This window comes from Mesorhizobium caraganae, from assembly GCF_016836705.1.
Classification (GTDB): domain Bacteria; phylum Pseudomonadota; class Alphaproteobacteria; order Rhizobiales; family Rhizobiaceae; genus Mesorhizobium; species Mesorhizobium caraganae.
The window spans coordinates 1-26301 of the sequence record NZ_JAFCGY010000042.1 but is presented as its reverse complement, the minus strand read 5'-3'; the positions used below and the strand labels follow the sequence as shown (position 1 = coordinate 26301).

Below are 26301 nucleotides of genomic sequence, written 5' to 3'. Positions count from 1 at the left end.
GCGATAGGAGACGGGCTCCGCTCACTTGATCGCGCCTCACTTGATTGCGGCTCATTTGATCGCACCCTGGGTCAGGCCGCGGACGAAATACTTGCCGCCGAAGAGATAGATCAGCAGCGGCGGCAGCGCGCCGATCAGCACGGCGGCGCTCATGACATCATAGGCGCGTACATTGGTGCCGCTTGCCGTCAGCGCGACCAGCGCGGCGGTGATCGGCTGTTGCTGCCCGGAGGTGAAGACGACACCGAACAGATATTCGTTCCAGATGCCGGTGAACTGCCAGATCACCGTGACGATCAGGATCGGTGAGGAGAGCGGCAGAATGATCTTGCGGAAGATGCGCCAGAAGCCTGCGCCGTCGATGCGGGCCGCCTTGATGAGATCGTCGGGGATGCTGACGTAGTAGTTGCGGCAAAACAGGGTGGTGAACGAAATGCCCTGGATGACATGGATGAGGACGAGCCCGTAGACCGAATTGCTGAGGCCCAGATTGCCGAGGATGAACGCCCACGGCATCAACGAAATCTGGCCCGGAATGAAGACGCCGAGCAGCATGCAGGTGAACAGCGCTTCCGAACCCCTGAAACGCCATTTCGACAGGATGTAGCCGTTCATCGCGCCGACCGCTGTCGAGATGATCGTCGCCGGGATCGTCATTTTCAGAGAGTTGTAGAAGTTGCGCTGCATGCCCTCGCAGGTGCCGCCGATGCAATAGGTGCTCCAGGCCTGGCCCCAGGCGTCGAGGCGGAAGCTGCGTGGCAGCGAGATCAGCCCGTTGCGCGCGATCTCTTGCTGATCGCGGAATGAATTCAGCACCACGACCAGCAACGGGATCAGGTAGATCGCCGCGAAGACAACCAGTAGCCCATAGATGACGAGGCGGGTGAGGAAATGCCTCCGCGCCGCAACCGTGGCGGCGCGATGATCGAGCGACTGGTCCAGCGTTGCGTCAGCCATGGCCGGCTTCCTTGCGCCGCCGCCAGACCACCCAGAACGAATAGGGCACCAGCACCACGGCGAGAGCGGCAAGCATCATGATGGCGGCGGCCGCGCCTTCGCCGATCTGGCCGCGTTGGAACATCAGGTCATAGACGTAGATGGCGGGGAAGGTGGTCGAGATTCCCGGGCCGCCTTTGGTGAGGGCAGCCACTAGGTCGAAGGTCTTGATGGCGAACTGGATCTGGATGACGGCGACCGCCAGGAAGATCGGCGCAATCGTCGGCAGAAGCACTTTGCGATAGATGCGGAAGGTCGATGCGCCGTCGATCTGCGCGGCCTTGACGAGATCCTGATCCACCGAGCGCAGACCGGCGAGGAAGAGCGCCATGGCAAAGCCCGAGGCTTGCCAGACGCCGGTGATGATAACCGCGTAGATCGCATAGTGCCGGTCGCTGGCGAGTGCGAAACTGAAGCTCGTCCAGCCGAAACCGCGCACCATCGCCTGGATGCCATCGACCGGGTTGTAGAGCCAGCTCCAGACCGTGCCGGTGACGATGAAGGAGACGGCCAGCGGATAGAGGAAGATCGTGCGCCAGGCCGCTTCGCCGCGCACACGCTGGTCGATCAGGATCGCCAGCAGCAACCCCACGGCCATCGAGCCGACAATGTAGAAACCGCTGAACAAGAACAAATTGTTGTAGGCGATGTTCCAGCGCCGGTTCGCCCACAGCGACGCGTAATTGTCCAGGCCGACCAAGCCGTAGGTCGGCAGCAGCGAGGAGTTCGAGATCGAGATGTAGAGTGTCCAGCCGGTGAAGACGAAGACGTAGACGAAGCTCGCCACCAGCGAGGGGCCGAGCACCAGCAAGGGCATCGCGGAGCCCAGCCGCTCCCGCCAGGGGCGGGCGGGCGCAGGGACCGACAGGATCAGGTCGTGATTTGACATTCAGAGTATGGGACTGGGATGGCGGATGGCCGGGTGCGGATAGACATTGCGCCCGGCCGTTTCCCGTCTACTTCTGTGCTTCGGCCGCGTCGGCCATCGCATTGGCGCCGTCCTCGGCTGACATGTCGGGCGTCGCTACGAACTCGGTGATGGAGTCCATGATCGCGCCGCGCATCTTCTGCGGGATGGTCATGTTGTGGGCCATCGAGCGCACCAGCGTGCCGTCCTTGATCGACGCCTGCAGATCCTTCTGCGACAGCTGCTGGCACGGATTGAAGCCCTTCGACAGATCGATATCCAGGCGTGCGGGGATCGAGCCCTTGGCCTGGTTGAAGACCGTCTGGAAGTCGGGCGACAGGATCAGGCTGGCAAGCAGCTTCTGGCCGTCGATGTAATCCTGGTCCTTCTGCTTGAAGAACACCACCGAGTCCGAGTTGAGGATGAAGCCGGGTTTGCCCCAATCGGTCGGCGCCTGGGCGCAGACATAGTCGGTGCCTTCCTTGAAGCCGGCGGCGGTCAAAAGGCCGATCGTCCAGTCGCCCATGATGTGGAACGCCGCGTCGCCCTTGCCGACGAGCGCCGACATCGAATCCCAATCACGGCCAACCATGCCCGGATCCATGTACTTGCTCGTCATCAGCCGCATCTGCTCGAAGGCCTTGACCATCCCCGGGCTGCGCATGGCTTCGACATCGCCTTCGACGAAGGCCTTGCGATAGAGATCGATGTCCTGGCCGTAGAGCACGACCTCGAACACCGTCGAATCCGTCCAGTCGGCGGTCGAATGCGAGATGCAGATCTTGCCTGAGGCGACGATCTTGTCACAGGCCGCATTGAACTCGGCCCAGGTCTTCGGCATTTCCGCCACGCCGGCCGACTGCATGACCTTCGGCGAGGCCCAGAGCCAGTTGATGCGGTGGATGTTCATGGGAGCGGCGACCCATTTGCCGGTTGGCTTCATCACCGGCAGCAGTTCCGGCGCAACCACTTTCTCCCATCCTTCCGAGGCTGCCAGCTCGTCGAGATCGGCGGTCATGCCGGTCTCGTTCCACTCGGCGATTTCCGGGCCTTTGAGCTGCACGGCAGGCGGGGCATTGCCGGCGATCACGTCGGCACGCAGCTTAGCCAGCGTATTGGCCGTGTGACCGGCGATCGAGGTCTGTTCCCATTTACCGCCCTTGGCGGTGAACATCTCGCCGAGCTTGGCGATCGCCTGCGCGTCCGATCCGGTCGCCCATTGGTGCAGAAGGTTCGTCTTGGGCTCGGCGAAGGCGGCCCCGGCGACAAAGGTGCACGTAGCAGCAGCGACCGCGAAGGCGGTCATAACGGATTTCATGGTTTCACTCCCACATATGGTTGCACGGTTCGTATCGACCGCTTATGGCCGCGGTTTGAAGCCGCTGCCGGCGAGATGCGTTAATCTCGAGTTCTTTCCAAGATGACATATTGGAGCTATCAGTCAACGATGTTTATGTTGATCCATGACAAAACCTTCGCTTAGAACCTGGCTGATCGACCGACCGTCCGCGTCGCCGGAGAGCATGATCGTGCGCTGCCTGAGCGAGCGCGGCGTACTCTCGGCGTCGCAGATCGCACGCGTCACCGGTCTGGCGCGCTCGACGGTCTCAACCGCGCTCAACGGCTTGAGAAGGTCGGGGATGGTGATCGAAGCGCCGACCAGCAGCGCTGGCATCAGAGGTATCGGCAGGCCAGCCGCGGCCGTTACGCTCAATCCGACAGCAGGCACCTGCGTTGGAATTCACCTGGCTCTTCAGCAGATACGGCTCATCGTCGCCGATGTCTCGCATTCCGTCATTGCCGAACAAACTATACCAATGGATCTCGACTACCAGCCGCAACAGGCGGCCCAGATGGTCAAATCGGCAATTGCCCAATCTTACAAGGAAAACGGTCTGCCGGTGGCTGGGCTCCTGGGGGTTGGGGTTTCCGTCTCCGGCCCTGTCAGCCGCGATGGAGTGGTGCTGCGCGCGAGCATGGTTCCAACATGGGCCGGCGTCAACATACGAGATGTGTTCGGACCCGTCTTGGAACAGCCAATCTTCGCCGACAATGAAAGCAACTGCTCGGCCATTGCGGAGCTGATGTGGGGCGCGGCCGTCGGCCAGGACGATTTCGTGCTGTTCAAGATCGATCTGGGTGTCGGCGGCGCCATTGTACAGCACGGCCGGCTGGTGACGGGCATCGCCGGCGGCGCCGGCGAATTCGGGCACATCAGCATCGATCCCGGCGGCGATCTTTGCCGGTGCGGCAATCGCGGATGCCTGGAACTCTATGCGAGTTTTGCGCGGCCGCTGGAACAGATTTCGCGTGTCGTGGGGCGGCAAGTCACAATGGACGATGTCATCACCATGGCCGAAGAGGGCGACGTCAGGGCACTGCGGATGATCGAGGATACCGCCGAGATCGCCGGCCGGGGTCTCGGCCTGATCGGCTCGGTGCTCAATCCGCCGCTTATCATCATCGGCGGCCACATGGCTTTGGCGGGCGACATTCTGCTGACGCCGCTGATCGCCTCCTATGAACGCCACACGCTGATCAAGTCCCGCGATATCGCTCCGGCCCTGCGCACGCGCATCATCGTCGGCAAGCACACCGAAAACGATTCACTGCTGGGCGCGGTCGGCCTCGTGCTGCGACACCAGACGAAGGAACTGTCGCTCGGCTGATCGTCAGCCTCAGGCCGGGCCGCGTGCTCGTTCAAATCAATTGCACGTATCGGCCGCCTTGAGCGCTTCGGCGCGGGAAGGTTGCCGCAAATCCGCGATCCGCCGAACAGCGGCGTAAAACCTTGGATAATCGCCCGAACACAAGTCGAACAAGCGAAGAAAGGCCGGAACCTGTTCACCGTAGACAGAAGTCGCGGCGAGCTTTGCGTTGTTGATCGGGGCAGCGAACCAGGCGTCGTATCCCCGGTATCCGGCCCAGTTTTTGTTGCGCATCTGCCGGTATCGCATTCGCAGCCTGTCGATCACGGCTGCTTTGGCAGCCGCCATCTGCTCCGGCGTGCGGGGACTTGCATAGACCTGCCTTAACTCGTCGCGCGTTTTCGACACCAGTCCGAGAAAATCGGCGCTGCGCTTGCGATCGGCTTCGTAGCGGCGCAATCCGGCCCGATCGCCGGCGGCGCGGAGCCACTTCCTGACGCCGGTGGTTTCGACGGCAACGGCGAAAGCCTCGTTGAATGCGGAATCGCCATCCACATAGAGCCGCTGATGCGCCAGCTCATGAAAAACAAGGCTTGCCAGATAGGTGTCGTCCTGACGCAGCATGGTGCTCAGCAGCGGGTCGCTGGACCAGCCCAAAGTGGAATAGGCGGTGACGCCCGTGACATAGACGTCCAGCCCCTGTCGATGAAGCTCGACAGCGCTCTCGGTCGCCGATTTCCGGGAGAAGTAACCCCGGTACGGAACGCAGCCGAAAACCGGAAAGCACCATGTTTGTGGCGCGAGCGAGAATTGCGGCGCGGCAAAAACCGCCCAGGTCACCGCATCCCGGTGGATGTCGACATAGCTGCGGTAGCTGCTGTTGTCGGGCAGCGCCAGCTCATCGGTCGCAAACCGTCTTATGGCGCGCGCCGACGTCAGCCTGGCGCGCAAGGCGTCAGGCGTCGAAGGATCATGAATGAGTTTCCCGACATTCCTGCGCGCGGCCATGATCTGTACATGGCCCTCCAGCGACTGCGCGTAGTAGGAAATGCTTGTGCAGCCGGTCACCCCGGATGCCATGATCGCCGCGGCAAGCATCCGAAGAACGCGCTTCACAGTTTGCCCACCCTTGCTCGTCGCCCCATGCAGCGATGTCTCGATCCTCCGCTCTGAAACAGGCGCACCGATTTTCGTCAAGCTCTACAGGGGCAGCGGGTCGGACTTTCGACTTTGGCTAGGTTGGCAATGCGGCCATTCGCCTTCGATGGACGCAAGTCCACCGGTATCGGCGGAGCCGCGAATCTGTGTTAAGCCGCCGCTCGACCAACCAAAGGACGACAGCTGTGAGCGAACCCACCGTGGCCCAGGCGACCGAGAGCATCTATGCCTCGCTTCGGGCGGACAATGCCGACATCGACGCCCATATCGCGACGCTCAAGGCGGCGCTGGCTCGAGAAGGAATAAAACAGGCGGTGTTCGATCCGACCAAATTGGCGCAGAACAACCGCCAGGGCCGCAAGTTGATGCAGGCTTATTTTCGGCAGCGCGGCGTGAGCGTAAGTTTTTCGGACTAGCAGAGCCGCGCGCGTGGACTAGCTGCCGGCCATAGCCCAGACCGGAAACTCCCACAGTATTGCCTTGTAATTGGTGAAGCGCTCCTTATCGAATAATATTGAGCGCAATATTGCAGTTGCCGCCGCCGCCATTTGAAATGGCCTGGCCCCAAACGTCCATTGCTGAATCGGCGCGCGGCAATCGGCTGCCTCATGAATCAACTTAAGTCAAGAGATACCGACTTGCGAGCCGGGTATTTTGCTGACATGCTCTGTTTTTTATGGGGTTTTGCACCTTGGCAGGTGCTCAGATGGAAGGGCAAAAGCATGGCAAAGGAATCTACGAATACCGTTTCTTCGGAAAAGAAGGCGGACGCAAATCTGATAGGTAACGCAGAAGGAAACGGGCTGAACTTCCTGGGAGTCCAGGCTCGCGAGAACGGGGCCCCCGGCGACGCTGTAGGTGTCGACAAGATACGCGATCTGCTGTTCGGCAACCAGATGCAGGACTATGACCGCCGCTTTTCCAAGCTTGAAGAACGGGTCTTGCAGCGCTTCAAGGATGTCGAATCCGAGGCCAAGCGCAATCTCGAAATGTACGAGTCGAACGCAAAGAAGCAGATCGATTCGCTTGCGGGGCAGTTGCGGAACGAAAAAGATTCGCGAGCCGACGCCGACAAGGAGATCGATCGGAATCTTCGCGAGCAAAACCAGGCACTTGAAAAGCAGGTGCGGGCGTTATCGGATCAACTGAGCGCGCTTGAGCGCGACGTTTCGGACCGGATAAATCGGAACGATCATTCGCTGCGTGAGGAAATCAAGCAGAAGAATGAAGGCGTTCAGATGCTGATCGAGAAAATGTTTGCCGATCTCAGCAACGTCAAGACCGACCGGAATCTTTTGGCTGGCCTGTTTGTCGAGGTTGCAAAAGCTCTGAATCAGGATCCCGTCGGCAGCAAGAGCAACTCGGACCGTAGCTGGAAAGTGAGTTGATGGGACCTTGACGTCAACCGTCGACCCATTCAACCTTCCGAAAAGAACAGCCTCGAACGATACAGAGATTGATCGCGAGGCTCTGGCTCGTCTTTTGATCGAAATTGCCCGGAACGTCGATCCCGACTACCGGGCGCAGTTCGAGGCAGTTCCAACCGCCGATCCGCGCATGGAAACGCTGCGGCAGTTGCTGGTCGGCCGCGAAATTTCGGAGCTTTCACGCGTTACGCAGCTGCTCGGCGAACCCGAGCAGCTTGCAGCAGCCGTGGGCGACGTTCTTCCCAATGCGGCCGCACTAGCGCCTCATGCGCAACTCGGCGAGGCGCTTGCGCCAGCTGTCGAACGGGCTGTGCAACGGTCGATCCAGAGAAGCCCGCGCACGCTGACGGATATATTGTATCCGGTGTTTCTGCCGGCAATTCGCAAGTCGATCGGAGAAAAGATCGACCAGACCTTTCAGTCGCTGAATGAAACTCTAAGACACATTTTCACATGGCATGGGCTCAAGTGGAGACTTGAAGCCTGGAGGACAGGGGCAAGCTTCTCGGCAGTTGTTCTGAAGCATTCCCTTGTCTACCGTGTAGAACATGCCTTTCTCATTCATCGCACTTCCGGTCTTTTGATAGCGCATGTAACGGCCGATAATGCGACGAGCGAAGATCCTCAGCTCATTTCTTCGATGCTCAGCGCAATTCAGGATTTTGTGAAGGACTCGTTCAACGAGAAAGAGCAGGGCGGCCTGGACACGATCCGTTTCGGCGAGCTTCGTCTCTGGTCGGAAGTTGGACCGTTCGCGACCCTGGTTTCGGTGATCCGGGGAAATCCACCGGAGGAATTGCATGAAATCGTTCGCGATGTGCTGCTTCGCATCCATGAGCAATCCTCACAGGCGTTAGAGCAGTTTGACGGCGACGGTTCGCAGCTGGCCTCCGTAGAGGCGCAACTGCAGACCTGCGTCGAGCTGAAGCAGGATGAATCACACGAGGGATTTCCGTGGCTGGTGGCGGCCGTGGCCTTGCTGCTTTTGAGTCTGGCAGGCGGTTGGTATTTTCTTTCCTGGCAATCAGCGCAGCGCTGGCAAGCTTACTTGTCGCGCTGGCAGGCTTACGTGTCGCGAGTGGAGGCCCAGCCGGGCATCATCGTTGCCGAACAACAGGTACGCGATGGCCAGTTCTATATTGCCGGCCTGAGAGACCCGCTTGCCGTCGACCCGCAGTCGCTGTTGTCCGGAACTGAGGTCGATCCCGCCCAGGTTCATTCGCAGTGGCAATTCTATCAGAGTCTTGAACCGGAGTTCGTGTTGAAGCGGCTGACGGCGTCGCTGGCTCCGCCGGAGTCAGTGCGACTTTCGATCGTCAATGATCGCATCGTTGCCGGGGGTGAGGCTCCCGATACGTGGATCAACCGGGCGCGCACAGCGGCCCAGCAGCTTTCGGCAGGCGGGCCGATCTTCGATATCTCGGGGGTTCGTGATGTAAGCCCTGAAGCACGCGCGGCGGAGCGCTGGCAGGCCTATGTGTCGCGCCTGGAGACCCAGCCGGGCATCATCGTTGCAGAGCAAAAGATACGCGACGGCCAATTCTACATCGCGGGCTTAAGAGACCCGCTTGGCGCCGACCCGCAGTCGTTGTTGTCCGGGACTGAGGTCGATCCCGCCCGGGTTCATTCGCAATGGCAATTCTATCAGAGCCTTGAGCCGGAGTTCGTGTTGAAGCGGCTGAAGGCGTCGCTGTATCCGCCCGATACAGTGCGGCTTTCGATCGTCGACGATCGCATCGTTGCCGAGGGTGAGGCTCCCGACACCTGGATAGATCGGGCGCGCGCAGCGGCCCGACAGCTTTCGGCCGGCGGACCGGAATTCGACATCTCCAAGGTTCATGATGTGAGCCCCGAAGCACGCGCGGCAGAGCACTGGCAGTATTATGTGTCGCGACTTGAGGCCCAACCGGGAATCATCGTCGCCCAACAAACGGCGAGGGGCGGACAGTTCTACATTTCCGGCCTGAGAGATCCGCTTGCAGCCGACCCGCAAGCTCTGCTGTCCGGAACGGAGGTTGATCCTGCCCGTGTTCATTCACAGTGGCAATTCTATCAGAGCCTTGATCCGAAGTTCGTGGTGAAGCGGCTGACGGCGTCGCTGAACCCGCCGAAAACGGTTCAGCTTTCGATCATCCAGGGTCGCATCGTTGCCGAGGGTGAGGCTCCTGCCGGCTGGATCAGCCGGGCGCAGGCCGCCGCCGAACAGCTTTCGGCGGACGGAGTGGTTCTGGATGTCTCGCAGCTGAGTGAGCTGAACCTTGCAGAACTTAATTATTTGCGAGAGGCCATCCAGGCGTCCAATATTTTCTTCCCTTCCGGCAAAGTTGTGCCGGGACCAGAGCAGGCGCCGGTTCTCGACAGGTTGGCGGGTCAAATCAAGGAATTCGCCGAAAATGCCCGCAAGTCAGGCGTAACAGCGCGGTTCATGTTGACCGGCCATTCGGACGCCACTGGTCGTGAGACGGCCAACGCGTCGATCAGCACCGCACGCGCCGAGGCAGTTCGTGCGCTTCTCAACAAGCGCGGCGTCGCTCCAGAACTGCTGCTGGTTCGGGGCGCGGGCACCTTTGAGCCGCTGGTGCCTGAAAATAGTCAAGCCGGGAGCTCCACCAATCGCCGGGTTTCGATTACTGTAAACCTGGACTAGCGGAGCCCAAGATGTTGCAAAAAAAGATCTGCATGCTGGGCGGCTTCGCTGTCGGGAAGACGAGCCTGGTTCGCAGGTTCGTGCAAAGCATCTTTTCAGAAACCTACCTGACCACGGTGGGCGTGAAAATCGACAAGAAAAGTGTCGAACTCCCGGGCAAAACCGTGGATCTGATTTTGTGGGATTTGGCCGGCGAAGACGATATCGGCTCATTCCGCGTCAGCTATGTTCGAGGTGCGACTGGGCTCGTGCTTGTCGTCGATGGAACCCGCGCCGCAACCCTTGCCGTGGCGCTCACGCTGCGCGAACGGGTCGAGGCCGAATTCGGCGCCATGCCGTTTATATTGCTGATCAACAAATCCGATCTGGCCGATCGGTGGGCAATATCGGATAGTGAGATTGACGAACTGAGGCAGCGTGGATGGCAAATCTATCTGACAAGTGCGCTCACTGGTGAGCATGTTGATGATGCGTTTCATCAGCTTGCTTCGATGGTCACAAAATAGACTATGCATGGATTGCCAAAAGAGGTCAGAAGTTGGATTTTCAACTTCTTCTACAATGGGCACTCTGTCGCATATGTGAAAATCGACGCCCAGCTTTGCGTGGCTGCGAAGGGCGGCAATGTCGAACATCACGGGCTCTCGTCGCTTCGCATTGGCAAGCCTGTTGCCGAGCAGCTTGAATTCATGGAAGGGCTGCTGCCTTGCCCGGAGCTTCCGTTTCATATCCCCATGGTCGAACTGCCCAGCGGGCGTGTCGCGGACCTTCATTTTTTTGCTGACGATGACTGCGTGTGGCTGGTCTTTCTTGACGCCTCCGCGGAGCGCGCCAACAGGCAGCGGCTTCAGCAGAAGGCTTATGAAATGACGCTCCTGCAAGAGAGGGAGCGTGAACTCAACGAGAAATTGCAAGCGGCGAACGAGGCATTGAGGAAGAGCCAGGAGGGATTGGCGCGTGAATACCAGCGCGCCGAAGCCTTGCTCCTCAACATTCTTCCGGCCTCGATCGCGGAGCGGTTGAAAGCGCACAAGAAAATTGCTGACAACCACGCAGAAGTCAGTGTGCTTTTTGCCGACATCGTCGGTTTTACGGAACGGGCGAGGACCGTCGGTGCCGTGACGACGCTCGCTATTTTGAATTACTTCTTCAAGGCGGCGGATCGGCTCTCGGAACGACACGGCTGCGAAAAGATCAAGACAATCGGCGATTGTGTGATGGTGGTCGCTGGCCTGCCCACCGCGCGATCCGATCATGCAAAAGCCCTCGCGCGCTATGCCGTTGAGCTGCGCAAGGCGGTTAAGCGCGAACGCTTCGCAGGAGAACCGATAAGGCTCAGAATTGGAATCCACTCCGGCCCGATCGTCGCCGGCGTCATAGGCAAGAGGCGGTTCGCTTATGACCTGTGGGGTGAGACCGTCAATCTCGCTTCGCGCATTCAAACGTCCGCGGAGCCCGATGAGATCCGTATTTCGGACGCAACGCACCAACTGCTCGGACCAAAGTTCGCTTGCGACCCACTCGGGGAAACGGAATTGCGTGGTGCAGGTCGTGTGCGAATGTGGCGACTCCCGGCCTGATTTGCCGCCTGGCAGTGACGACCCTGGAGCGCATTGCGTCTCAAGCCAGCCAAACATCATGGTTTCGAATGTTCGCGGAGGTGCGGCCTGCCCATTAAGGTTGCCGCGTTCCCCCAAGCTGCCCGCCCGCTTGCGGCCAAAATACTGCAGGGCGGCAATGCGCCTCATGCACGAACCCGCTTCGCGGGAGGGGCGCCTCGTTCTGAGATGGCGCGACAGGTATTGGTCTTGAGCGGGTAGAAGCTGCGATCCGACCATGGAGTTCCTTCAACGAGAGGAACTTGCCATGGACACCCTGTCGACCGATGCACCGATCACGCCGCTTCGCCAGCGCATGCAGCAAGACATGCTCATGCGGGGCCTAGGCTCCCATACCCAGCAGGACTACGTTCGTCATGTCCGGCGCTTCGCAGCCTTCCTTCGACGCTCTCCCGATACTGCGACGCCCGAGGACATCCGCCGCTTCCAGTTGTATCAGCATGAGAACGGCGTCGGGCCCGCGACCATCAACGGCGCGGTCTCGGCGTTGCGGTTCCTGTTCCTGGTGACGCTGAAGCGGCGGGATCTGGCACGTGTGCTGGTGATCATGCGCTATCCACGCAAGCTGCCGGACGTGCTGAGCGTGGAGGAAGCGGCTCGGCTGCTCGAAGCAGCACCTGGCATCATGAGACCGGCGTTCAGAACTTGGTGCGCACGCTGCGTGCCCGAGCACCTGATGACGCAGCTGAATTGCTCGCCAGAGAGTCTCCCGAGTTCATCCGCGACACACTAAAGCTGTTGCCGGACGGGCACGCCCGTAAGGTGGCCGAGCATTTGCCACTGCATATGCGGCCCATCGGGTCTCATGGCGATGGCAAGGGTTTCGCGATGCCCGAGTCGCTCATTGAGCTGGACCCGATTTCCGCCAGCGTCCCTGTCGGGACGACCGTTGCTGCCGCGGTTGAAGCTGTCAGACGCGCCCAGGTGCCGACCGAGCTCACTTATCTCTACGTCACGGACGAGGGCAATAAACTGGTTGGCCTTGTGGTCCTACGCGATCTGATGCTGAGCGAACCAGCCGCCATTGTCGATCAGATCATGCTGCCCAGGCCGTTTGCTCTCAAGGTCGATCTCCCTTTGAGCAACGCATGCGAGGCAGCGGTCCGGCGTCACTACCCTGTCTACCCGGTGGTGGACGCCGAGAACCGGCTGCTCGGGCAGGTTCGCGGTTGGCGGTTGTTCGAGCAGCAAATCATTGAGATTTCCGCCCAGTCTGGCCAGATGGTAGGTGTCCAGAAGGAGGAGCGCTCTTTTACGCCGCTGTTTTCAGCCTTCTTGAAGCGTCATCCGTGGCTGCAGTTGAACCTCCTGACGGCCTTCCTGGCCGCATTCGTGGTCAGTTCGTTCACCGGCACGATCGAGAAGATCGTCGCCCTGGCGGCGTTCCTCCCGGTCTTGGCCGGGCAGAGCGGAAACACCGGCTGCCAGGCACTGGCTATGACGCTGCGTGGCCTTGCCCTGGGGGATGTGGACAAACGACCAAAGCTCCACCTGGTGATGAGAGAGGGCGCGCTCGGGATCGCCAACGGCCTGCTCGTCGGCCTTGTTGCGGCTGCGGCGATGTGGTTCTACGCCTCGAGGCAGCCGGAGTCGGCGGCCCAAGCGCCCATGCTGGCACTTGTGATCCTGCTTGCCATGTGCGGATCGTGCCTCTTGTCCGGATCTCTGGCGTGCTGATCCTGTTGGGCCTGCGCCGGGTCGGCGCCGACCCGGCGGTCGCTTCGGCGATCTTCCTCACCACCTTGACCGATATTGTAGGCATGGGCCTGATGCTGGGGCTGGCCACCGTGCTGGTGCTGTAGCAAGGTCAGTCGGAAATCGGACGTCCGGCCCTCCTCTAAAGATTGATCGGAAATGCTCAGCGCCACCGAGTTCGTTTGACGACGAAAGCTGCATCGATGTCTCGTTTCACTCCTGAGCAAGGGATCAGACTGGCCAAGGCGCACGACGCGGCGCTCCGCCGTCACGGAAGCGATAATGGCATTCTATGACCGGGTGAGGCCAGCAGTGGCCGAGATCGCCGACGCGCGCCTTGAAGCCAGCGAGCGGCGCGCGCGGCCTCGCGGCCTTCTGCGCATCGGTGCGCCAACCGCTTTCGCCACCAGATTCGTGGTACCGACGATTGGGGCATTGCAGGACAGGCTGTGCGAAAACTAATCTCTACGACTGAATTATCTGCGGCAGCTCCCGACCACTTTAAGTCTTTCGGTCTGCTAACTGCAGCCCCTGAAACGGACGTCGCAAGTTCTGCGCAGTATCTATCTCGGGAGCGGCCCCGCTGCGCGGTAGCTCTCGATCAATCCGTCGAAGACTGAGATGTCCGACCGACTCCGAGCGATTATTTGAGCGCCAGCTACGGCGGCATAGATCGCGCGAGCCCTTGGTTCGCTTTCGTCGGGCCCGACAATTCCCGCAGCGGTGAGATGCCGACTCAACCAAGCGACATTGACGTCGGCAAAGGTCTGCACTTCTTTCAAGACCGCTTCGGGCAGTTCGGCGTGTTCGGTTGCCATAAAGCTGGCCAGGCAAATGCGATTATCGCGCTCGAGCGACGCTCGGAAGACGCTCGGATAGCGGCGCAAGGCGTCGATCGGATCTCGAGCTTCCGCTGAGATGGCGTCCAGGTCAGCGGCAATGTCTTCCCAATAGCGCTTCGCGACTGCCTCGCCGAGGGAGGCTTTGTTTGGGAAATAGTAATTGATGCTGGCGGCCTTGATGCCGACGGTTTCCGCAAGATCGCGGAAGTTTATCCCACCGTAGCCGTACGCCATCGCCGCTTCCCGCGCGGCCAGAAGGATCGCTTCCCTCGCATTCTCTTTCATCGTCGCCGCCATTTTTCACACCTCATCTGTCATATGGCAGACAGGGGTTGACGTTGCAAGCTTCGGGTGTTAGTTGGATACCTGTCATCTGACAGGCAGGTGGCGAGCTAGATGAAAGCGAGACATCCGATGACCGACAAGTTGAAACTCTTGGGTCTGAACACTCACTCCTCGACCGACGCTTAATCCGAAACCCAACCTGAAGGAGGCTACAATGCCGTTCGCACGCATCGATCTGATCCAAGGCAAAACCCCCGAGTACCGCGCCGCAGTGGCCGACATCGTTTACAGGGGCATCATCGATATCCTCAAGGCGCCCGACGGTGACCGCTTCGTGGTTGTCGGCGAACACACCACCGAAAACCTAATTTATGATCCCAAATTCCTCGGCTTCAGTCGGTCCCCCGACTTCATGCTGATCCAGGTAACCAGCACCGTCGGAAACGAGAGAGACACTAAGTTCGCCTTCTACCGGTTCATCGCCGACGAGCTGAAAACCAAGCTGGCCATCCGTGCAGACGACATCATGATCAACATGGTCTTCGTGGACAAAGAGGACTGGTCGTTTGGCGACGGCCAGCCCTGGTGAATGGCTGAATCTGAACTGTAACGGTGAGGCGGAGGCAAAGCCTCCGTCATTCCAACAGGAGGCTCGCGTTCACACGCCTTGGTGCATGGGGGCCGCCGGGTGGGCAAAGCCTACGCAGAGACTTCCCAGCCGCAGGTTTTGGGCAGGGTTCTCATGGCCGGTTCGGGTCGTTAGCGAAGGGCGCAGCCCTTCCGCGAACCGGACCTTCGCGAGGCTCCCCGTCAAGGGTGGCGAGACCCAGAGACGCCCCAAGAACTTCGTCAAATCCAGTAAATCACCGTAGAATCAGCATGTTAAAATGGATGGAGGCGGACGGTGAGCTTCGTCGAAGGCGATAGCCGAGATCAGATCAGCCTGCTGCCAGCGTGCGTCGACGACTACGTCGCGCCAGCCCTCGTCCGTGTCGTCGATGCATTCGTCGCCAGCCTGGAACTGGCCGACCTGGGCTTCAACCGGGCAGTCGCGGCGGCGACTGGCAGGCCAGGATTCCAGCCTGGCGACATGCTCCGCCTTTACATTTGGGGCTATCTCAACCAAGTCCGATCATCGCGGCATCTTGAGCGCGCTTGCGTTCGGGACCTCGAAGCGTTGTGGTTGATGCGCCGCTACCGGACCATTGCCGCGTTCCAAATACGGCGTGCCTCGTCGTATTCGGCATCAGCGGGCCGGATTAAGTGTCCAGCCAACCCGAAAGCGAACTCATCGATAAGATCGGCGCCAATCGGCATACCACTGCGGTCTTGAAGCTCCGTCGCTGCCATCAGCCGCCCCGTGGATTTGGCGTACCCCCTAGCCACTTACTTTACGTTCAGCTCCACCATGTAAGGCTTCGCAATCCCGGGGGGGCCGTACGGCCAATGCTGGACAATTACGAGATCGACCGGTTTGGCGTGATCCACCAGATCGACGTCACGCCAAGGGCGGTAATGTTGAACATCACGGACTCCGCCGGCATCTGCCCCGATAAGTCCAACGCAACTTGTATGATTCCAAGCTAATATATGCTACCTCTACGTCATGCGCGGACTGCTGGCACTTGGTATGCTGGTATTGGCGGCTACAACTGCAGCCGCAGGTGAGCAATTGTTCGACTCCATCGCCGCCGGCGACAAGGGTGCCGTAGAGCAAGCCCTGGCGGGCGGTGCCGACGTCGACAGCCGGGCGCGCGACCAGGCAACCCTCCTCATCGCTGCAGCGCTCGACAACCAGCCGGAAATCGCCGAATTGCTGCTGGGCAAGGGTGCCGACGTCATGGCGCGTAACTCGGGTGGCTTTACCCCGCTTCATGCGGCGGCCTTCTCGGGCAGCCTGCCGATCGCCAAGCTGCTGCTGGAAAAAGGCGCGGTGCTCGACGATGCCGCCAACAAGGCGGGTGCTACGCCGTTGTTGGTGGCCGGCGAGGAAAACCACGTTGAACTGGCCGAATTCCTTATTACGAAAGGTGCCGATGTAAACCATCCCGAGGCTCATGGCTACATGCCGACAACGCGCGCATTCTGGAAGGGTAACACGGATATCATACGACTGTTCAAACGCCATGGTGCTACCTGCCAAGCCAAAATCCTTGGCGAGGTGAACGCGGCGAAGTGCAGCGAGATCCACGATTAACGGGAGGATGCAGATGAGCACGATGATCAAGTCACAACTTCGGAATTTGGGGGCGGCTGCTCTGGTCGCGGTAGCTGCGGTCGCCGGCGCGGGATCGGCCCGAGCCGACGATTCGGTAAACACCGGCTATTTCGGCGGTGTGGCGATCATGGGCTACGACACGGTCGCTTACTTCACTGACGGCAAGGCCGTGAAGGGCTCCGAAGAATTCACTTATGAATGGCTGGGGACACCTTGGCATTTTGCCAGCAAGAAACACCAGGAAATGTTCATGAGCGAACCGGTCAAGTACGCTCCTCAATATGGCGGCTACTGTGCTGGCGAAGTCGTGGGCGGTGGCGTCACGATCAATGTCGATCCGGAAGCGTTCAAGATTATCGACGGCAAACTCTACCTGATCTACGACGTCGGCAATGCGGACGATTTCGCCGCGCATGCGGCTGAAAACATACCGAAAGCCGATGCCAACTGGCCGAAGGTCGCGGCCAATTTGGAGCTCGACACGTATCACTGAGACCAGGTTCGCCTACTGGACGACCGTGAAGTGAAACACCTTGCTTGTATTGGCATAGGAGTAGCCTTTGCCGGCTTCGTCATTGCGTCTGTAGACGGGACCGCAGTCGGGGCGCCCGAACAGGTTCTCGCTCTGCTCGCACAAGAGATCGCCATCGACGTAGACGGTCTCGGTGACCAGCCGCGTCGTCGTGCGGAAGGCCGCCTTGCCGTCGCTCCCGATCTGAAGGAAGGCTGGTTGCAGACCGGGTTCGATCTGGCCTTGCAATGTATGGCCAATGACCAGGGACGCGATCTCAACACCCTTCAACTGGTCGTGCTCGTCCGGGGTAAAGCCATAGCGCCATTGGGGTAGGCCTGCCTGGCGCAGTGCGTTGACGAGGATCGCCAGATCCTGCGGGTTCCGGAAATGTGCATGAGTCATCTGCCACCCAGCCAAGGAGTCCACGTAGCTGGACCCTGCTACGAGGTGGAGCCCAGCTGCGATTTCGGCTTTCGCATCCGGTAGACGGCCGCCGCGGACATACGCGGCAGCGAGTGTAAACCGAAAGTTGCCAACCGTGGACGCATCGTCGCGGGTGCGCTCGAGAGTCTCGATCGCTTTATCGACATTCCCCTGAAGAAGAAAAACCAGCCCGGCAGTTTCCCTGTTGATGGCGGAGAGGTCGGGGTCGAGCCTGAGCGCTGTCTCGACCGCTGCGGCTGCCTCGGCATAATTGCCGGCGCATAACTGAACATATCCAAGGGCTGCTTGCGCCTCTGCATCGCCCGGACCGATTGAAACAGCCTTCTTGGCAGAGGCAATCGCATCTTCGTAGCGGCGATTCACGACCTGCATGATACCGAGAATTGCATAGGGCGATGAAAGGTCCGGTTCGAGTTCCAAAGCTCGGCTCGCCTTCTCATAGGCTCGCTTGCGCGCGGGCGCGCTCTGCATGATGTCGTTGAAGGCCTCGCGCCAGATATAGACTGTCGTGCGCGCGTCGGCCGCAAAGGCTTCCGCGAACGCCGGGTCGAGCCCCTCCGCCTTTTCATAGAGCGCAAGCGCCTCCCGCAGCCCGGCCTGCAGGACGTTGCGTGACGCTGTCTCGGCTTGGAGATAGTAGTCGTAGGCCTCGAGATTGTTCGTCGGCGGGCGTGCCATGCGCTCGCTTTCCGCTGCCGAAGGTTGCATGCCAAGCGCTTTGGCGATCTCCCCGCTCATCTCTTCCTGGACGGCAAACACGCCGGCCATGCCACGGTCGAACCGGTTGGCCCACAGATTGTCGCCCGTTGCCGTATCGATGAGCTGGGCATTGAGGCGGATCTGCTCGCCGGTGCGGCGGACGCTGCCCTCAACGACGTAGCGGACGCCAAGGTCGCGCGCGACATCGGCCAGCGCCGCAGGCCGATTCTTGTAGGCGAAGACGGAATTGCGGGCGATGACATCGAGACCGGAAAGCTTGGTGAGGTCGGTGATCAAATCCTCGGTGATGCCGTCCACAAAATAGTCCTGGCTCGGATCACCCCCGAGGTTTGTAAACGGCAGCACGGCAACCGATGGTCGGTCGGCTAAGAAAGATGTCCTCGATTGCCACGCAAACAATCCTGCCAGGAGCACGACGAGCAGGACCGCGATTCCTGCCATCCCGATCGCCCGGGGGGATACCGGCCGGCGAACCGCCACCTTGATTTTACCCGATGCTGCGGGATCCAGCAGCAGCCGATAGGCGCGAACCGGATCGGCGATGTTCTTGAGGCGCTGCTCGCCAAGACTGGCAAAGCCGACATCAACCTTGTGGACGGCATGATCAAATGCGGTTCCGGAGATGCAGACTCCGCCTGGCTCGGCCATAGCCTCGAGGCGAGCGGCGATGTTGACGCCATCGCCGTAGATGTCATTTTCCTCGACAATGACGTCGCCAAGATTGACGCCGATGCGAAACTGGATCTGCCGGGCCTCGGCGGTGCCTTTATTGCGATCGGCCATCCGGCGTTGGATCATGGCAGCGCACTGGACGGCATCGACGACGCTGGCGAACTCGACCAGCGCGCCGTCGCCCATTAGTTTGACCATGCGGCCGTGGAATTCCTTGATCGCAGGGTCGACCAGTTCGCGACGGCAACTTTTCAACCGCTCGAGCGTACCGACCTCGTCCTCGCCCATGAGGTGGCTATAGCCAACCACATCGGCAGCAAGGATTGCGGTGAGCCGTCGCTCCATACCTGCCTGCGCCCTCCCGGTCGATCACGCGGCTTCCCTGCAGCCTATTCCAGTCCCGCGTCGAACGCGAGCGTAAGCAGCCGCTTTCACCGAGACGCGTGCATCTACTGAATCACCGCGAAGTGGAACACCTTGCTTGAGTTGACGAAGGAATAGCCGCCGCCTCCATTGTCACGGCGTTTATAGACGGGTCCGCAGTCCGGGCGCCCGAACATATTCTCGCTCAGCTCGCACAAAAGGTCGCCATCGACACGGACGGTCTCGGTGACCAGCCGCGTGGTGGAGCGGAAGGCTGCCTTGCCGTCGCTCCCGATCTGGAGGAAGGCTTGTTGGAGACCTGGTTCAAGCTGGCCCTGCAGCGTATGGCCCAGCACCAGCGAGGCGATCTCTTCGCCCTTCAAGCGATTGCGCTCGTCGCCCGTGAAGCCGAACGGCCATTCGGGCAAGCCCGCCTGCTGCAACGCGTCGATGATGAGAGCCAAATCCCGGGGGTTACGGTATTGGGCACCGTTGAGCCGGTATGCGGACAATGAATCGAACCCAGGTGTCGACATGGAACCTAGTCCCTCGGCGACCGCCGCCCTCGCATCCTGCAGGCGGCCGGCGCGGGCGTATGCGGCACCAAGCGTAATTCTGAAATCTCCGACTGAAGGCGCATCGTCGCGCGTGCGTTCGAGCGCCTCGATCGCCTTTTCGTTGCTTCCTTGAATGAGAAAGACCAGGCCAGCAATTTGCCGGTTGATGGGTGAAAGGTTGGGGTCGAGCCTGAGCGCTGTCTCGACCGCTGCGGCTGCCTCGGCATGATTGCCGGCGAACAGTTGCACGTACCCTAGAGCTATTTGCGTCTCCGCATCGCCGGGGCCGAGCGCGACGGCTCGCTCGACCGAAGCGATGGCTTCCTCGTAGCGGCGATCCACGACCTGCATGATGCCAAGGATCGCATAAGGCGACGAGAGGTCCGGATCGAGTTGCAGCGCACGGCTTGCCTTCTCATAGGCGCGCTTGCGCGCCGGCGCGCTCTGCATGATGTCGTTGAAAGATTCGCGCCAGATATAGACTGTCATGCTTGCATCCGCCGCGAAGGCTTCGGCAAAGGTGGGGTCAAGCTCCTCCGCCTTGTCGTAGAGCGCAAGCGCCTCCCGCAGCCCGTCGCGCCGGCCGGTCCGTGCTGTCTGCTCGGCCCGAAGGTAGAAATCGTAGGCCTCGAGGTTTTCGGTGGGCGGGCGCGCCATGCGCTCGCTTTCCGCTGCCGAAGGTTGCATGCCGAGCGCTTTGGCGATCTCCCCGCTCATCTCTTCCTGGACGGTAAACACGCCGGCCATGCCACGGTCGAACCGGTTGGCCCACAGATTGTCGCCCGTTGCCGTATCGATGAGCTGGGCATTGAGGCGGATCTGCTCGCCGGTGCGGCGGACGCTGCCCTCAACGACGTAGCGGACGCCAAGGTTGCGCGCGACATCGGCCAGCGCCGCAGGCCGATTCTTGTAGGCGAAGACGGAATTGCGGGCGATGACATCGAGACCGGAAAGCTTGGTGAGGTCGGTGATCAGATCCTCGGTGATGCCGTCAGCGAAATAGTCCTGGCCTGGATCGCCGCCGAGATTTGCAAACGGCAGCACGGCAACCGATGGCCGCGATGGCATCGAGAACTTCTGCCATGCGAAAAAGCCGGCAAGCACGGCGAATGCCAGAGCCGCGACACTCGCCAGGATCATGACGCGCGATCCCGGGCGATGTGGCGCGGCTGTGATCTTTCCCGATGCCGCGGGATCCAGCAGCAGCTGATAGGCGCGAACCGGATCGGCGATGTTCTTGAGGCGCTGCTCGCCAAGACTGGCAAAGCCGACATCAACCTTGTGCAGTGCGTGATCGAACGCCGTGCCCGAGATACATACACCCCCCGGCTCGGCCATCGATTCCAGGCGAGCAGCGATGTTGACGCCATCGCCGTAGATGTCATTTTCCTCGACAATGACGTCGCCAAGATTGACGCCGATGCGAAACTGGATCTGCCGGGCATCGGCGGTGCCTTTATTGCGATCGGCCATCCGCCGTTGGATCATGGCAGCGCACTGGACGGCATCGACGACGCTGGCGAATTCGACCAGCGCGCCGTCGCCCATGAGCTTGATAATGCGCCCGTGGAATTCCTTGATCGCTGGGTCGACCAGTTCGCGACGGCAACTTTTCAACCGCTCGAGCGTGCCAACCTCGTCCTCGCCCATGAGGCGGCTGTAGCCAACCACATCGGCAGCAAGGATTGCGGTAAGCCTTCGCTCCATGTGCGGGTGTCTTGCCCCCTAGGTCAACGCTTCGCTGACGAGCGTATTCTAGTACTACTTTGATTGCGAGGGTGCTCGGCCCCTGGGGCAGCGGTCAATGCAACCACCACCTCCTGGCCACTTACTTTACGTTCAGCTCCATCATGTAAGGCTTCGCACTCCCGGGGGGCCGTACGCGAATGCTGGACAATTACGAAATCGACCGGTTTGGCGTGATCCACCAGATCGACATCACGCCGATCAAATACGACAAGCAATACATGTCCTATTACGAGGACCTGAGCGACCGCACCATCAAGCTCGGCTATCAGCGGCTTGGCTGGGTGCTGGGGATCACCGGTGAGATACCGCGGTCGGTGCTGGAGATCGGCTATGGCACCGGCACGTTTATCGAGGCGGCCAAGATTACCGGGGTTGCCGACTGTGCCGGCTGCGACATCACCCGGTTTCCGCTGCCCAAGGGCGTCCGCTTTGTCGATTGGGATGAGGCGCTCGCCGGCGCGTGGGATCTCGTGGCGATGTTCGACGTGCTCGAGCACATCCCTGACCTGGGTTTTCTCGCCCGCCTTCAGACCCGCCATCTGGCCATCGCCGTTCCTTATTGTCGCTGGCGTGAGCTCGGCGCCGATGGCGATGCGTGGTTCGAGACGTGGCGCATGCGTCTGCCCAACGAGCATTTGCACCATTTCGACCGGGACTCGCTGGTGGCGCTTCTGGCGCACCACGGCTTCGAATGCGTAACGCTGAATGGCTTCGAGGACGGCATCAGGCTGCGGCCGGGCGAAGCGGGTCCGAATATTCTGTCCGGTTTTTTCAGAAAGCCTCATGCGAAGATTCGCAGGCTCCGGAATAAGGGCTTAGCCGACAGCGGCTGAATCGACACTTCAGGCCAGCAGGCCAAGTGTCTGACATCGTTGCACGCGTGTACTCTTGCGCGGCCCTTCGTGGCGCTTCTTCAATTCCCTAAACTGATTTGCATACAAATGTTTCTGACTGGCATCGCTATGTGAACCGCTTCACCGTTGCCGCGCAATCGATCGGTTACAGGGGCCGTGCAAGAGCGGGCCCGAGGCAGCGCTCTGCTTCTGCATGGAGGTTACCGATGTTTGAAAGTCTCATCAGAATTCGCGCCGCCTTGGCGCGCGCCAGCAGGCACAGGAAGACCGTGAGGGCACTGAATGCGTTGCCGACGGAGATCCAGAAGGACATTGGCTGGACGGAGTCGAAGGCGATCGATGAAATACGGCTACCGTTCTAGGCGGTCGCGGCGCCGAAATCGCACGCGCGAGGCGCGGCGACTGCTGAGGCAAGCCGGTCGTCCAACTCCCAAAGTGGAGGCAGGCATCTTGCTCTCCTTGCCTACCCCAGCCACCACCACAGCGCCGCCAACACAAGCACGATCGCCGCGACCGACAGCCCCAGCATGATGTAGCTGCCCTTGATGATGTCGCGGATGATCTTCTTGATGCTTTCGCGGTCGTTGAGGTTGGGGAAGGGCTCGTTGGGCAGCGCGACGCCGAGGAAGGCGCAGAGCGGAGCCCAGCCGTCCGTTACCTTGAACACCAGCAGCTTTTCCGGCGGCACCGCCGCCTTCACCTCCTCGGTATAGGCGTTGTAGCGTGCGATCGCCTTGGCGCGGTCGTCCATCACCCCGGCCAGCGTGCGGCCCCAGACCAGTTTGCTCGACATGTCGCCGAATTTCCGGCCGAACGGCGTCAGCCACTCCAGGACCTTGAACTGCCAGACATTCTCGGTGAAGTAGATCGTGTCGATGGTGCTGTCGTACCAGGCTTCGGCGCCGCGCGGGTGCAGGGTGAGCAGCACCTTGGCGTCGGGATAGGCGGCCATCAATTCGCGCCACACGCAGCAGCCGGGGTTGTCGACCGTTGCCTTGTAGTTGGCAAAGACCCGGTTCCAGTCGTGCTGCGTGCCGGGCGGGCTGTTCGCCACCTTGCGCCAGAAGTCGAGATGGCCCTTGTTGGCCTTGTTGAGGATGACTTCCTGCATGTGGTAGCTGGGAAGGCCCAGCCTGTTCAGCGCGGCAAAGGTCGACCATGTGCCGGTGCGGCCGAATCCGGCCCCGATGAGCTCGAGCGTCATTCTATCCCCCTGCTTGAGACCACTTTTCCTTTTATGCCGGTGGGCTCGGAACGAGGTTGCATCCACGCCTTCGGGCGCGCAACAATTTTCCACGTTGAGCGGTAAAATGTGGTTGCTTTTGCGCCTGGGCCACGCGGAATGGCATTCTGGCTATTCCAGCAGGATAATAGGTCAGCTAGATTGACCTAAATTTGCATGGTCGGAACGATCATGCTTGACCAGATGCCGTATCCCGGGAGGTGGGCTGATGAGTTTGATGGACCTGTTGGCGTCGCGCGCCTCGCGGATGAAGGCGTCGGAAATCCGCGAGCTGCTGAAACTGCTCGACCAGCCCGACATCATCTCGTTTGCCGGCGGCATCCCCGATCCGGCTTTGTTTCCGTCGCAAGCAATCGCCGATGCCTATGCCTCGGTGCTCGGCGGCCCGGATGCAGGCACGGCACTGCAATACCAGGTCTCGGAAGGCTATCTGCCGCTGCGGCGCTGGCTGGCCGGCCAGATGGGCAAGCTCGGCATCGCTTGCGATGAGCACAACATCTTCATCACCTCCGGCTCGCAGCAGGCGCTGGATTATCTCGGCAAGCTGTTCCTGTCGCCCGGCGACACCGCACTGGTGACGTGGCCGACCTATCTCGGCGCGCTGCAGGCCTTCAACGCCTATGAGCCGCGCTATGACCGGCTGACTCCGGATGGCGGCAACATGACGCCGGCCGCCTACCAGCAGGCGGCCGCTGCCGCTGGCGGCAAGGTGAAATTCGCCTATCTGGTGCCCGATTTCGCCAACCCGACCGGCGAGACGCTGAACCGCGCGCAACGCGAGGCGGTGCTCGATCTTGCCGGCGAGCTCGACATCGCCGTCATAGAGGACGCCGCCTATCGCGCGCTGCGCTATGACGGCGAGGGCGAGCCGCCGATGCTGGCACTCGACTGCGAACGCTCCGGTGGTATCGACAATGCGCGCACGCTCTATTGCGGCTCGTTCTCAAAGATTCTGTCGCCGGGCATGCGCGTTGGCTGGGTCTGCGCGCCGCGCCGCGTGGTCGAGCGCCTGGTGCTGATGAAGCAGGCCTCGGACCTGCACAGCCCGTCGATCAACCAGCTGATCATGCACCGCGTCTCCGAGGCCGTGTTCGACCGCCAGGTGGAAAAGCTGATCGACGCCTATCGTGGTCGCCGCGACGCTCTGCTTGCCGCGCTCGAGGCTGAAATGCCCAACGGTGTGAGCTGGAGCCGCCCCGAAGGCGGCATGTTCGTCTGGCTGACGCTGCCCGAGGGGTCGGACGCCACAGCGCTGCTCGCCCGCTCGGTCAAGGAAGCCCGCGTGGCGTTCGTACCAGGCAATGCCTTCTATGCTGACGGTTCGGGACGCAACACGATGCGGATGAGCTTTACGCTCGCCGATGAGCGCGCGGTGGGTGAGGGCGTGCCGAGGTTGGCGAAGTTGATGAAGAGCTAATCTCCCCCCGCGAGGGGGAGATGGCCGGCAGGCCAGAGGGGGTCGCTTCGCGTAGAGCGCCAACCTCCTTCTGCCGCAAGGAGGCCGAGCCCGGTCGAGCTGACCCCCTCTGTCGCCTTCGGCGACATCTCCCCCTCAAGGGGGGAGATCGACGCCTCACTCCGCCGCCACCAGCTTATCCTGCGTCTTGGTCTCGAAATCGCCGGCGTCGTGGCGTTCGTGCAGCTGCATGGCCGGATCGCCGAAGGCGCGGTTGACCATGCGGCCGCGCTGCACCGTCGGGCGGGCGTCGATCGCCTTGGCCCAGCGCTGCACGTGCTCATAGTCCTGCACCGACAGGAACTCGGCGGAATCATTGTACATGCGGCCGAGCGCCAGGCCGCCATACCAGGGCCACACCGCCATGTCGGCGATCGAATAGCCGGCTCCGCCGAGATATTCGGTCTCCGCCAGCCGGCGGTCGAGCACGTCGAGCTGGCGCTTGGTCTCCATGGCGAAGCGGTCGATGGCGTATTCGAATTTCTCCGGCGCGTAGGCGTAGAAATGGCCGAAGCCGCCGCCGAGATAGGGCGCCGACCCCATCTGCCAGAACAGCCAGGACAAGGTTTCCGCGCGCGCCGGCTGTTCGGTCGGCAGGAATTCGCCGAATTTTTCCGCCAGATAAAGCAGGATCGAGCCGGACTCGAAGACGCGAACCGGCGTCTTGCCGCTCCGGTCGAGCAGCGCCGGGATCTTGGAATTGGGATTGACCTCGACAAAGCCCGAACCGAACTGGTCGCCGTCGTTGATACGGATCAGCCAGGCGTCGTATTCGGCACCCTTGTGGCCGAGCGCCAAGAGTTCCTCCAGCATGACGGTCACCTTGACGCCGTTCGGCGTCGCCAGCGAGTAGAGCTGCAGCGGATGCTTGCCCACCGGCAGCACCTTGTCATGCGTCGGGCCGGCGATCGGCCGGTTGATGCTGGCGAACGTGCCGCCATTGGCTTTCTTCCAGCTCCAGACTTTCGGCGGGGTGTATTCGGTCATGCGAGGAATTCCTTGGATTTGGCGGGCGGAAACGGCTTGCGCTACGGCGCGAGACTGATGGCGGAAAAGTCGACTCGAAGCTAAGTACTGACAGAGATAGGTGCAATTCAGAAAGGTTCAACTTGTGTTGAACTATTATCAATGTCGGCGCCTTTTCCCTTCTCCCCGTTCACGGCAGGGGAATCGCAGATAAGTTGATTGGCTCTTGCCAAGTAGGAAAAGAGGGATTCTTGAGAGGCTTTCTCGCTACAGAGGAGGCCGCGGTGCCGTTGATTATGTCTATCCTGCGAGAGGTTCGAG

At 60.8% G+C, this 26301-nt stretch carries 25 protein-coding genes and 1 pseudogene; 16 read left to right on the top strand and 10 right to left on the bottom strand.

Annotated elements, in window-relative coordinates; genetic code table 11:
• Positions 1 to 51: 51 nt before the first annotated feature.
• The 3 genes from JQK88_RS32460 to JQK88_RS32450 form a co-directional block, all read right to left on the bottom strand.
• A complete protein-coding gene (locus JQK88_RS32460) occupies positions 52 to 957 on the bottom strand; it encodes a carbohydrate ABC transporter permease (protein ID WP_203280671.1) in 906 nt (301 codons plus the stop codon).
• The gene (locus tag JQK88_RS32455; RefSeq protein ID WP_203280670.1) at positions 950 to 1885 is read right to left on the bottom strand and encodes a carbohydrate ABC transporter permease; all 936 of its coding nucleotides are present in this window, start codon (positions 1883 to 1885) and stop codon (positions 950 to 952) included. The genes JQK88_RS32460 and JQK88_RS32455 overlap by 8 nt, the downstream gene beginning before the upstream one ends.
• Before the next feature lie 67 nt (positions 1886 to 1952).
• Positions 1953 to 3221, bottom strand: coding sequence for an ABC transporter substrate-binding protein (locus JQK88_RS32450; RefSeq protein ID WP_203280669.1), 1269 nt, complete (start codon positions 3219 to 3221; stop codon positions 1953 to 1955).
• 205 nt (positions 3222 to 3426) lie between these two features.
• On the opposite strand from JQK88_RS32450, the gene JQK88_RS32445 reads away from it, so the two are divergent.
• Positions 3427 to 4572, top strand: a complete 1146-nt coding sequence (locus JQK88_RS32445; RefSeq protein ID WP_210388431.1) for an ROK family transcriptional regulator — start codon at positions 3427 to 3429, stop codon at positions 4570 to 4572.
• A 36-nt stretch (positions 4573 to 4608) separates the two neighbouring features.
• Here JQK88_RS32445 and JQK88_RS32440 read toward each other — a convergent pair whose 3' ends face one another.
• A complete protein-coding gene (locus tag JQK88_RS32440) occupies positions 4609 to 5649 on the bottom strand; it encodes an aminopeptidase (protein ID WP_203280680.1) in 1041 nt (346 codons plus the stop codon).
• Positions 5650 to 5894: 245 nt separating this feature from the next.
• Here JQK88_RS32440 and JQK88_RS32435 point away from each other — a divergent pair, with 245 nt between their 5' ends.
• The 8 genes and pseudogenes from JQK88_RS32435 to JQK88_RS32395 all read left to right on the top strand — a co-directional run bounded on the left by JQK88_RS32435 (position 5895) and on the right by JQK88_RS32395 (position 13559).
• Positions 5895 to 6125, top strand: coding sequence for a hypothetical protein (locus tag JQK88_RS32435; protein WP_112561833.1), 231 nt, complete (start codon positions 5895 to 5897; stop codon positions 6123 to 6125).
• Positions 6126 to 6431: 306 nt separating this feature from the next.
• Complete coding sequence (locus JQK88_RS32430; RefSeq protein WP_203280667.1) at positions 6432 to 7097, top strand: coiled-coil domain-containing protein; 666 nt, start codon at positions 6432 to 6434, stop codon at positions 7095 to 7097.
• Positions 7098 to 7104: 7 nt separating this feature from the next.
• Positions 7105 to 9783, top strand: a complete 2679-nt coding sequence (locus JQK88_RS32425; RefSeq protein ID WP_203280666.1) for an OmpA family protein — start codon at positions 7105 to 7107, stop codon at positions 9781 to 9783.
• 11 nt (positions 9784 to 9794) lie between these two features.
• Entirely contained in the window at positions 9795 to 10289 is a 495-nt protein-coding gene (locus tag JQK88_RS32420) for a Rab family GTPase (protein WP_203280665.1), read from the top strand.
• A 3-nt stretch (positions 10290 to 10292) separates the two neighbouring features.
• Positions 10293 to 11363, top strand: coding sequence for an adenylate/guanylate cyclase domain-containing protein (locus tag JQK88_RS32415; RefSeq protein ID WP_203280664.1), 1071 nt, complete (start codon positions 10293 to 10295; stop codon positions 11361 to 11363).
• A gap of 286 nt (positions 11364 to 11649) precedes the next feature.
• Positions 11650 to 12135, top strand: a complete 486-nt coding sequence (locus JQK88_RS32410) for a tyrosine-type recombinase/integrase (protein ID WP_246750143.1) — start codon at positions 11650 to 11652, stop codon at positions 12133 to 12135.
• Between the two features lie 53 nt (positions 12136 to 12188).
• Positions 12189 to 13204: pseudogene (locus JQK88_RS32405) on the top strand (magnesium transporter).
• Between the two features lie 175 nt (positions 13205 to 13379).
• Positions 13380 to 13559, top strand: a complete 180-nt coding sequence (locus tag JQK88_RS32395; RefSeq protein ID WP_203280661.1) for a LysR family transcriptional regulator — start codon at positions 13380 to 13382, stop codon at positions 13557 to 13559.
• 101 nt (positions 13560 to 13660) lie between these two features.
• Here JQK88_RS32395 and JQK88_RS32390 read toward each other — a convergent pair whose 3' ends face one another.
• Positions 13661 to 14224 carry a TetR/AcrR family transcriptional regulator gene (locus JQK88_RS32390; RefSeq protein ID WP_203280679.1) on the bottom strand — a complete coding sequence of 188 codons (564 nt, stop codon included), beginning with the start codon at positions 14222 to 14224 and terminating at the stop codon, positions 13661 to 13663.
• A 214-nt stretch (positions 14225 to 14438) separates the two neighbouring features.
• On the opposite strand from JQK88_RS32390, the gene JQK88_RS32385 reads away from it, so the two are divergent.
• From JQK88_RS32385 to JQK88_RS32370, 4 genes are all read left to right on the top strand, one after another.
• Entirely contained in the window at positions 14439 to 14813 is a 375-nt protein-coding gene (locus tag JQK88_RS32385; protein WP_203280660.1) for a tautomerase family protein, read from the top strand.
• A gap of 315 nt (positions 14814 to 15128) precedes the next feature.
• The gene (locus JQK88_RS36630; RefSeq protein ID WP_312037375.1) at positions 15129 to 15557 is read left to right on the top strand and encodes a transposase; all 429 of its coding nucleotides are present in this window, start codon (positions 15129 to 15131) and stop codon (positions 15555 to 15557) included.
• Between the two features lie 273 nt (positions 15558 to 15830).
• Positions 15831 to 16421 (top strand): ankyrin repeat domain-containing protein, encoded by a 591-nt coding sequence (locus JQK88_RS32375; protein WP_203280659.1) that lies wholly within the window; start codon positions 15831 to 15833, stop codon positions 16419 to 16421.
• Positions 16422 to 16434: 13 nt separating this feature from the next.
• Complete coding sequence (locus tag JQK88_RS32370; RefSeq protein ID WP_203280658.1) at positions 16435 to 16935, top strand: YHS domain-containing (seleno)protein; 501 nt, start codon at positions 16435 to 16437, stop codon at positions 16933 to 16935.
• A 12-nt stretch (positions 16936 to 16947) separates the two neighbouring features.
• Here JQK88_RS32370 and JQK88_RS32365 read toward each other — a convergent pair whose 3' ends face one another.
• Both JQK88_RS32365 and JQK88_RS32360 read right to left on the bottom strand, forming a co-directional pair.
• Complete coding sequence (locus JQK88_RS32365; RefSeq protein WP_203280657.1) at positions 16948 to 19137, bottom strand: adenylate/guanylate cyclase domain-containing protein; 2190 nt, start codon at positions 19135 to 19137, stop codon at positions 16948 to 16950.
• Between the two features lie 104 nt (positions 19138 to 19241).
• Positions 19242 to 21419: an adenylate/guanylate cyclase domain-containing protein gene (locus JQK88_RS32360; protein WP_203280656.1), complete on the bottom strand. Its 2178-nt coding sequence runs from the start codon at positions 21417 to 21419 to the stop codon at positions 19242 to 19244.
• Between the two features lie 212 nt (positions 21420 to 21631).
• Between JQK88_RS32360 and JQK88_RS32355 the strand changes: the two genes are divergently transcribed.
• Positions 21632 to 22294 (top strand): class I SAM-dependent methyltransferase, encoded by a 663-nt coding sequence (locus JQK88_RS32355; protein ID WP_312037374.1) that lies wholly within the window; start codon positions 21632 to 21634, stop codon positions 22292 to 22294.
• A gap of 227 nt (positions 22295 to 22521) precedes the next feature.
• Positions 22522 to 22677, top strand: coding sequence for a DUF1127 domain-containing protein (locus JQK88_RS32350; protein WP_203280655.1), 156 nt, complete (start codon positions 22522 to 22524; stop codon positions 22675 to 22677).
• A gap of 101 nt (positions 22678 to 22778) precedes the next feature.
• On the opposite strand, the gene JQK88_RS32345 is transcribed toward JQK88_RS32350, so the two are convergent.
• Positions 22779 to 23519, bottom strand: a complete 741-nt coding sequence (locus JQK88_RS32345; RefSeq protein ID WP_192249120.1) for a sulfotransferase family protein — start codon at positions 23517 to 23519, stop codon at positions 22779 to 22781.
• 247 nt (positions 23520 to 23766) lie between these two features.
• On the opposite strand from JQK88_RS32345, the gene JQK88_RS32340 reads away from it, so the two are divergent.
• Positions 23767 to 24975, top strand: coding sequence for an aminotransferase-like domain-containing protein (locus JQK88_RS32340; protein WP_192249123.1), 1209 nt, complete (start codon positions 23767 to 23769; stop codon positions 24973 to 24975).
• Between the two features lie 156 nt (positions 24976 to 25131).
• On the opposite strand, the gene yghU is transcribed toward JQK88_RS32340, so the two are convergent.
• Together yghU and JQK88_RS35840 are read right to left on the bottom strand one after the other, a co-directional pair.
• A complete protein-coding gene (yghU, locus tag JQK88_RS32335; RefSeq protein ID WP_203280654.1) occupies positions 25132 to 26001 on the bottom strand; it encodes a glutathione-dependent disulfide-bond oxidoreductase in 870 nt (289 codons plus the stop codon).
• Positions 26002 to 26108: 107 nt separating this feature from the next.
• The coding region (locus tag JQK88_RS35840; RefSeq protein ID WP_210388430.1) for a hypothetical protein at positions 26109 to 26301 on the bottom strand (193 nt) is incomplete at its 5' end.